The sequence below is a fragment of the Anaerosolibacter carboniphilus genome (assembly GCF_014205875.1).
GTDB classification, from domain to species: domain Bacteria; phylum Bacillota; class Clostridia; order Peptostreptococcales; family Thermotaleaceae; genus Anaerosolibacter; species Anaerosolibacter carboniphilus.
Window position 1 is genome coordinate 1 of record NZ_JACHEN010000064.1, and the last position, 5,857, is coordinate 5,857.

The window sequence follows — 5,857 nt, forward strand, 5'->3', positions numbered from 1 at the left end:
TTCGGTCCATTGATTGCAAACCCACGAAGCTTACTTTTAGGTGCAGCAGCACAGTTTGGTATCTTTACAACATTCTTAGGCGCAGTAGCCCTTGGATTTACAGGGGCAGAAGCGGCTTCTATCGGAATTATCGGCGGTGCAGATGGCCCAACAGCAATCTTCTTAACATCTAAACTTGCACCACACTTACTAGGACCAATCGCTGTTGCAGCTTATTCTTACATGGCTCTTGTACCAATCATTCAGCCTCCAATTATGAGAGCGTTAACGACTAAAGAGGAAAGAATGGTAAAAATGGAGCAGTTAAGACCTGTAACGAAGACGGAAAAAATTGTTTTCCCAATTATGGTTACAATTTTAGGCGCTCTATTATTACCATCTGCAGCAGGATTATTGGGTATGCTGATGCTTGGTAACCTGTTCAGAGAATCTGGTGTTGTAGATAGAATCTTTAAAACTGCACAAAATGAATTAATCAACATCGTTACAATCTTCTTAGGAACAACTGTTGGAGCTACGGCTAGTGCAGAGAAGTTCTTAACACCACAGACATTGATGATCATCGGATTAGGACTATTAGCTTTCTGTGTAGGTACATCAACTGGAGTACTTTTCGGAAAAGTCATGTATATTGCTTCCGGCAAGAAGATCAACCCATTGATTGGTTCAGCAGGGGTTTCTGCGGTGCCAATGGCAGCCAGGGTATCCCAAGTAGTAGGACAAAAGGAAAACCCTTCAAACTTCCTTTTGATGCATGCCATGGGACCAAACGTTGCAGGGGTTATTGGATCCGCCATTGCAGCAGGGGTTCTATTATCCATATTTGGTTAATAGAAGGGGCACAAACAGAAGGGTGTTCATGAAAAACACTACAAAGCTCTTTATCAATAGTTGGGGTATAGGTATCATTTCGGTGGCCTATACCTTTTTAAATTGCGCTAATTTGACCGTTTGAAACACTAAATGAAATGGCGATAGACAAATTCTCTAGTAGATATTTGAATATTTACGCAAATGATAAAAGTGATTATAATTAGTTTAAGACATGCTGGGCAGTATTATATTATGATCACATAGTAAAAATATAAGGGAATACATGCCGTTTGCTTTGATTTCCCTAATAAGGAGTGTGGATACTGATGCAAAATAGTAGAGATATTGTGTATGTAAAGAGACAAATTAAGGAGCTTATCCCAGGGGATATAGTGTTACATCCTGTTTACAGGACGGATGGATTAATGCTTATCAATCAATATAAAACGCTATCAGCGGATATTATTCAAAAGATTGTTTATCATTTACCAGCAGAAATGCCAGTGATCGTTGCAGCTACACAAGAGTTATATGAGCAGTTTATCGAAAATAGGCAATATGGAAATAAGCAATATATTAATTTGTTAAAAGAAGCAGTAATGGAGTATAACAAATTAATGACAATGCCTTTAAATATAGTATCTTTTTTGGATTCGAGAGCTGATTTCCAAGCTTTGAACCAAAGCTCCGCTGTAGAGGAAAATTACAAAACGGAGAATGATTACCAAATTGCTACGCCAGAAAAAAATCACAAGATGGAGGATGATTACCTAAGTTCCTTGTATAAATTTCCTCTATTCTGGACTTTTGAGAATAATCTCGAATCTCTTAGATTAAAGAATAGAGCCGTAGAAGTTAGGAAAAAATTACTTGACATTATTAAATCAAATGATATTCTTCGTAACTCACTTAACCAAATAAAGAATTATAAAGATATTTTGCTAATACATAGCATAAATGCGACAAGTATTTCTCTGATGATTGGATTAACGCTCGAATTAACAGAAGAAGAACTTATAGATCTTGGAATTACAACGTTACTTATGGATGCATCTTTAACGAAACTTCCCAAGAATACTTTTAATACGCACTTGCAATTCTCCACAAAGCAAAAGGAACTTTATCAAATATATGTAGGATTCATAAAAGCAATGTCTAATGATCTTCCTATGCTTCGAAAAGAATCCATTATTTATGGCGTCCTTGACTATTATGAATTTTACAATGGTGAGGGGTATCCAAAAGGAAAAAAAGGTGAAGATATTAGTCTATTTGGTAGAATAATTTCAATTGCTCACTTTTATGAGGAAAAGGTGGGTGGTTATTTTCATAGCAGCGGCACGAAACCAAGAGAAGCGATAAAATTGGTTTGGGAAAATAGAAGCAAAAAACTGGATCCTAATATAGTAGACATTTTCGTTCGTAGGTCAAATTTCTTTAAAATAGGCGAATCAATGATTATTCCAGAATACGGTCGGGGTATTATTGTTGGGTTTGAAGATTATATAAACTCACCGCATATGCCTATCGTAAAATTTGAGGGTGGAATGACTATAAACCTCTTAAGAAAATACAAGAACAAATAAAAATCTTGGAAATTCCAAGGTTTTTTATTTTTGAAAATTCTTAATGGTATAGCCTATAGATAAAGACCAAAAGCCTTACAGTAAAAAGTGTTAAATTTATTTATGACGTATATTCTTATATAGAAAATAACTATACAGCGAGGTTGAGAATAGAAGTTTTATATAAATATTTCCAGATTACTTCCATTCCTGTATAATGGGACTAACTTAGAAATTGAAGATTCTTTGGTGAATTATAAGGTATACAAAAATGAATATTGGAGACAAGACTTATTTGATGAGAGGTATTCAATTTTAAATGCCATAGGTGCTTTTATAGAAAAGTCATAAATTACTTTCTACTGCGGAGGGAAATAAATGGGTCAAGCAAAAACTAGATTTGAAGAAATGACACCCAAAGAACGATTTGAAGCTTTCCTAACAGGAAAGGATATGGATCGAATTCTATGCTGTCCAATTATTGGTGAAGCTGCTGTTTCAATGATAGGAACAACTGTAGCAAAGTTTTGCCACTCTTCTGATTTGATGGCGGAGATGGAAATAACTCTCTATAAGACCTTCCATCATGACTCTGTAGGTGTTGGACCGGATTTGTTTGGTATTGCAGAGGCTATGGGAACACAGCTAGAGTACCCTGAACATGATGTACCTTATGTCAGTGTGCCGATTTTGAGAGATTATAAAGATTTAGATAAGCTTCCCCTTATTAATCCTCAAAAAGACGGTAGATTACCATTGTTTTTAGAAGCAGTAAAGCGATTGGATCATGCAGTGGGAAAAGAAGTAGGGGTGGGCAGTAGCGTTGGAGGCCCTTTGACTACTGCTGCTGCCCTGAGAGGCACGGAAGAATTGTTGAAAGATATGATACTGTGCCCTGAAGAAGTGCATCGCCTTATGGAGGTTTCAACAGAAAACGTGTTGAAATATATTGATGCTTTGAGCGAAATCGGTATTAAACCAAGTATTCCTGAGCCGATTGCTTCTGGAACACTTCTCAGTCAAAAACAGTTTAAAGCCTTTGCATTTCCCTATTTGAAGCGGTGTGTTGATCGGATTATTGAGCGTTTTGGCAGTGCTCCAACGTTACATATTTGTGGGAGCACAAAACGACTGTGGCAGGATATGGCTGATACGGGTGCCCGCACTTTGAGCTTAGATAATTTAGAAGACTTGGAGAATGCTAAAAAGGAAGTAGGGCATAGGGTGATTCTCATGGGTAATGTTAAGCCAATGGAAACTATGAAATATGGCACGAGGGAAGATATATTCAATGAAGTGAAAGAATGCATACGAAAAACATATGATAGTCCTAAAGGATATATTCTGAGTACAGGCTGTCAGCTCCCCATGGGTACACCGATGGAGAATGTTTCGTATCTTATGGAAGCAGCAAGAACCTTTGGTAGTTATCCTTTTGATTTAGGAAAATTAATATAGGAATGCGTAAGATGCTTTTAAAACCCTATTTTTTAACAATATTATAGGTGCCAATTTAGAAAAAATCCCTGGCAATCATTTGATTGCCAGGGATTTTGCTATGAGGAGTTTTAAAACTCATAGGTTGGGCCCTATATCATAAACATCTTCATGCTCATAGGTTAAGATTGTATCAAAAATTTGATCTACTGTTTTTTCAGGAAGATTCCTATTGAAGAATAGTAGGCCAGTGTTTTTATATTTCTGATTGATTACGTCTTTAGCGAAAACTTCTCCTTCGTGACCTGCTAAAACTTCGGTTATTTCTTCTCCCAGCCTAGAGAACATATTATTCTCTTCCCAAGCGATGAAACCTATAAAGGATTTGGATATTTGTTCATTGAATCCTTTTTGTGCTAGTACTTCTTGCCAAGTAAGGTCTAAATTTCTCATAATTACACACCTCGCAAATTGCTACAATAGTAAAGTTCGCATCAAAGATAGTTTTTGTGTTGTGGGTAAACAATATACTTTTAAATAACTATCATTCTTAAAATTATGTAGAAAACAATTTTTTTCATGATAGGGCGTCTTGGAGTAATCGTTACGGGTATAGAGAGAAGAATGAAATTGTAGGAATTTTTAAATATTTTTCTCAAAAACTAGTTGACTCAGTCAACTAGTTTTTGTATACTCTTTATAAGTAGATAAATGATCAATAAAATCCATGGAGGTGGTTTTATGGGCGCAGAAGACAAGTCTGTTGTTCAAGCGTTAAGAAGTTTTAATCGTTTTTATACAGACATATTAGGGCTGCTAAATCAGCACATATTGGATAGTCCTTACTCTTTAACAGAAGTTCGTGTTCTTTTTGAAATTGATAAAACTGAGGACTGTACGGCAAATATACTAATGGAAAAGCTAAATATTGATCGAGGATATATGAGCAGGCTTCTAAAACGATTTGAAGCCAAAGGTTTCATTCGTAAGGAAAACTCAATCGACGATGGACGTACATTTTTACTTCACTTGACACCTTTAGGGAAGGAAACACTAGTTGTGCTTGAGCAAAGATCAGAGGATCAAATTCTGGGGTTGATTAAGGATCTAGCAGAGGATGAGCAAGAAAAGCTAGTTAAATCAATGAGATATATTAAGAGAACTTTATTAGGGAGTTTGAATGCTGTAAGGATTAGAGCTTTTCAACCCGAAGATATTGGATATGTGGTAAAGAGACATAGGGACTTGTATGAATCAGAATATAAATTTAGTGCAGCGTTTGCTGATTATGTTGAAAAAGCAGTTTCTAAATTTAGTGAGTGTTATGATAAGGAAAAAGAAAATATGTGGATTGCAGAGGTAAACGGTGTACCGGTTGGGGTAATCGCGGTGGTTCGTGTAGATGAATCTACAGCGCAACTACGCTGGTTTTTGATGGAACCCCAAATGCGAGGCATTGGATTGGGACATAAGCTTATGAAAACAGCAATGGACTTTTGTAAAGAGAAGAATTATAAACATGTTTTTCTTTGGACGGTTAGTATTTTAGAAGCAGCCCGCCATCTGTATAAAGTGTATGGATTTAAACCAACAGAAACCCATGAAAATGATACTTGGACAGAGCGTCCTATTATAGAGGAACGTTGGGATTTGTACTTATAGTTTAGTGGATAATCTAAGATAGAAACCCATAAACTATGGGAATGCTTGTATTTAAAACCCTATTGACACATGCTCTAGCTTATGGTATAGTAGCTATTGTCCCTTTTCACAGGGGTGAGGGTCAAAGGGAGAAAATATTTCCAGTTGATTTAAGGGGACAAACGTGATAAGATATATTTTGTCGTCACAGGAAACAAGGTAATAAAAATTACCAGTGAAAAAGTGGTTGACAGAATGCAAGAGCTATGATATAGTATTAAGAGTCGGCAGCACACGCTGACGGCAGGAAAAAATACTTTGGTCTTTGAAAACTACACAGTGTAAGAATTAAGCCAGCATATAATGGTTAGAAATAACCACCCAGAAATTTTTTATAGAGA

5 protein-coding genes are annotated in these 5,857 nt (G+C 36.3%); 4 read left to right on the top strand and 1 reads right to left on the bottom strand.

Annotated elements, in window-relative coordinates:
- The 3 genes from HNQ80_RS25365 to HNQ80_RS25375 all read left to right on the top strand — a co-directional run.
- Positions 1-831, top strand: an 831-nt coding sequence (locus HNQ80_RS25365) for a sodium ion-translocating decarboxylase subunit beta (protein ID WP_184314036.1), incomplete at its 5' end; no start/stop codon positions are given.
- A gap of 308 nt (positions 832-1,139) precedes the next feature.
- A complete protein-coding gene (locus HNQ80_RS25370) occupies positions 1,140-2,399 on the top strand; it encodes an HD-GYP domain-containing protein (RefSeq protein ID WP_184314038.1) in 1,260 nt (419 codons plus the stop codon).
- 357 nt (positions 2,400-2,756) lie between these two features.
- Positions 2,757-3,836 (top strand): uroporphyrinogen decarboxylase family protein, encoded by a 1,080-nt coding sequence (locus HNQ80_RS25375; RefSeq protein ID WP_184314040.1) that lies wholly within the window; start codon positions 2,757-2,759, stop codon positions 3,834-3,836.
- 117 nt (positions 3,837-3,953) lie between these two features.
- Here the strand turns inward: HNQ80_RS25375 and HNQ80_RS25380 are convergent, their stop codons facing one another.
- Entirely contained in the window at positions 3,954-4,268 is a 315-nt protein-coding gene (locus HNQ80_RS25380) for a hypothetical protein (RefSeq protein WP_184314042.1), read from the bottom strand.
- Positions 4,269-4,556: 288 nt separating this feature from the next.
- Here HNQ80_RS25380 and HNQ80_RS25385 point away from each other — a divergent pair, with 288 nt between their 5' ends.
- Positions 4,557-5,477, top strand: a complete 921-nt coding sequence (locus HNQ80_RS25385) for a bifunctional helix-turn-helix transcriptional regulator/GNAT family N-acetyltransferase (RefSeq protein WP_184314044.1) — start codon at positions 4,557-4,559, stop codon at positions 5,475-5,477.
- Positions 5,478-5,857 lie beyond the last annotated feature (380 nt).

Excerpts from the sequence above, each read along its gene's own strand:
- HNQ80_RS25385 (WP_184314044.1), top strand. The coding sequence starts at position 4,557 with ATGGGCGCAGAAGACAAGTCTGTTGTTCAAGCGTTAAGAAGTTTTAAT.
- HNQ80_RS25370 (WP_184314038.1), top strand. The coding sequence starts at position 1,140 with ATGCAAAATAGTAGAGATATTGTGTATGTAAAGAGACAAATTAAGGAG.
- HNQ80_RS25375 (WP_184314040.1), top strand. The coding sequence starts at position 2,757 with ATGGGTCAAGCAAAAACTAGATTTGAAGAAATGACACCCAAAGAACGA.
- HNQ80_RS25380 (WP_184314042.1), bottom strand. The coding sequence starts at position 4,268 with ATGAGAAATTTAGACCTTACTTGGCAAGAAGTACTAGCACAAAAAGGA.